The sequence below is a fragment of the Pantoea sp. ME81 genome (genome assembly GCF_903970985.1).
Lineage (GTDB): Bacteria > Pseudomonadota > Gammaproteobacteria > Enterobacterales > Enterobacteriaceae > Pantoea > Pantoea communis.
Genome location: NZ_CAJCKS010000313.1, coordinates 1 through 2467, shown reverse-complemented (window position 1 = coordinate 2467; position 2467 = coordinate 1). Strand labels below are relative to the sequence as shown.

The following is a 2467-nucleotide window of genomic DNA, read 5'->3' as shown; positions in this document are numbered from 1 at the left end:
GCTGCTGATCACAGCTGCCAGTTCACTGGTATTGGGGATCTTTTCGCTGATGCTGCCGGCAACCGAGCCGAAAAGCACCGGCAAATTTAGCCTGCGTGTGGCATTGGGGCTGGATGCGCTGCATCTCCTGAAAGATCGCAGTTTCCTGGTGTTCTTCGTCTGCTCATTCCTGTTCAGCATGCCGCTGGCGTTTTACTACATCTTTGCTGAAGGCTACCTGACGGAGGTGGGCCTGCCACACGCCACCGGTTGGATGACGCTGGGTCAGGTATCGGAGATCTTCTTCCTGCTGGCACTGCCATTCTTTATCAAGCGCTTTGGCATCGGCAAAGTGTTGCTGCTTGGCTTAACCACCGCAGCGCTACGCTACATATTCTTTGTGTTCGGCGGCGATCAAAATGCCCTGACGATTGGCCTGTTGTTTATGGGCATTCTGCTGCACGGCGTCAGTTATGACTTCTACTTCATCACGGCTTACATCTACGTTGATAAAAAAGCACCGGTCGCGATGCGCAACGCAGCACAGGGCCTGATCACGCTTGCATGCCAGGGGATTGGCAGCTTGCTGGGCTATCGTCTCGGCGGATATTTGATGCAGGAGATGTTCGCTTACGACCAGCCACGCAATGGCCAAACGTTCAACTGGGCGGGCATGTGGATGTTTGGCAGCGTGATGATCATCATTATCACCATCGCCTTCATCGTGCTGTTCCGCGATGGCAAAAAACGCAGTGAAGAATTAACCGCTTTCGAGCAATCAGCCACCGCTGATAGCCATAAATAAGAGATGTAATGATGACAATGACACTCCAGGAAAAACGGATTTTAGGCGCTTTCTATGGTCAGGCACTGGGCGATGCGATGGGCATGCCATCGGAATTGTGGCCGCGCAGTCGCGTTAAGCAGCATTTTGGCTGGATTGATGGTTTTCTGCCGGGGCCTGCCGAAAACAATGCCGCCTGTTATTTTGGCCGTGCGGCATTTACTGACGATACGTCGATGGCGCTGGCTTTGGCAGATGCGATAGTCACGCATGATGGCGATATCAACGCGGAGACCATTGGTGCCAATATCCTGCGCTGGGCAGAGGAGTTTGATGCCTTCAACAAAAACGTATTGGGACCCACATCCAAAATAGCCCTGAATGCACTGAAAATGGGAACGCCAGTGACGCAACTCGAGAACAACGGCATGACCAATGGCGCGGCGATGCGCGTTTCGCCACTAGGTTGCCTGTTGCCAGCCAAAGATCTGGACGCCTTTATTGACGCCGTCGCACTGGCATCCAGTCCTACGCATAAATCTGATATTGCCATCGCGGGTGCAGTGGTGATTGCCTGGGCGGTTTCACGAGCCATTGACGGCGCAAGCTGGACATCCATCCGCGATGAGCTGCCTGCGATTGCGCGCGCTGCTCAGGAAAAACGCGTCACGACCTTTAGCGCATCCATGGCCGCGCGTGTTGAGCTGGCGCTGAGCGTTGTGGCGCAGGGCAGAGGCGTGGAGTCAACGATGCAGCAGATTTATGATTTGGTAGGCACCGGGACGGCCACCATCGAATCGGTTCCAGCTGCAATTTCAATGGTTGAGCTGGCCAACACCGATCCAAATCGCTGCGCCATTCTTTGTGCCAATCTGGGTGGCGATACCGATACCATCGGCGCGATGGCGGTGGCCATTTGCGGAGCGCTGCATGGCATTGATGGGATTGATTCACAGTTAAAAGCCGAACTGGATGCTGCCAACGCGCTGGATTTCACTCGCTATAGCAACGCATTCATGCGTTTCCGTCAGCAGCGTGAGGCCGTTTATGCTGACGCCTGATGACCTGAACCGGCTGGAAGGACGTCTGCCGGTGTGCGTGGTTGGTGCCGCTGTGGTGGACGTGATTGCTGATGCCTATTCGTTACCGCATCGGGGAAGTGATATTGAACTCCACCAGCAGGGCGTCAACGTGGGCGGTTGTGCGTTGAATGTAGCGATCGCGTTGCATCGGTTGGGCATTCCATCCATCAACGCGCTGCCGCTGGGTAACGGCATTTGGGCCAGTATTGTGCGGCAGAAGCTGATGGAATATGGCATTCACAGCGTGCTGGAAACCAGCAAAGGAGACAATGGCTGGTGTCTGGCACTGGTGGAGCCGGATGGTGAGCGCACTTTTCTGTCGGTTAGCGGTGTCGAAAATCTGTGGGATGCCGAACTGCTGGGCACATTGCCACAACCCGCGCAGCGTTGGATCTACTTGTCTGGCTATCAACTGACCAGCAAAAGCGGCGATGTGCTGATCGACTGGCTTGAACAGCAGGCGCATAACTATCAATTGCTGGTGGATTTCGGTCCGCGTTTGGCTGACATCGGTGAGCGTCAATTTGCCCGTATTATGGCGCTAAAACCACTGATTACAGTGAACAGGCAGGAAGCGGAGTTACTGTGGCAGGAGCGTTTAAGCCAGCATCAAGCCTTTGAT

General features: G+C 54.6%; 3 protein-coding genes. All 3 read left to right on the top strand.

Annotation, left to right across the window (positions count from 1 at the left end):
* A partial coding sequence (locus tag H7A81_RS26800) for an MFS transporter (RefSeq protein ID WP_182059288.1) occupies nucleotides 1–784 on the top strand: 784 nt, incomplete at its 5' end.
* 11 nt (nucleotides 785–795) lie between these two features.
* Nucleotides 796–1824 carry an ADP-ribosylglycohydrolase family protein gene (locus H7A81_RS26795; RefSeq protein WP_166932378.1) on the top strand — a complete coding sequence of 343 codons (1029 nt, stop codon included), beginning with the start codon at nucleotides 796–798 and terminating at the stop codon, nucleotides 1822–1824.
* The coding region (locus tag H7A81_RS26790; RefSeq protein ID WP_182059287.1) for a PfkB family carbohydrate kinase at nucleotides 1811–2467 on the top strand (657 nt) is incomplete at its 3' end. The genes H7A81_RS26795 and H7A81_RS26790, both read left to right, overlap by 14 nt.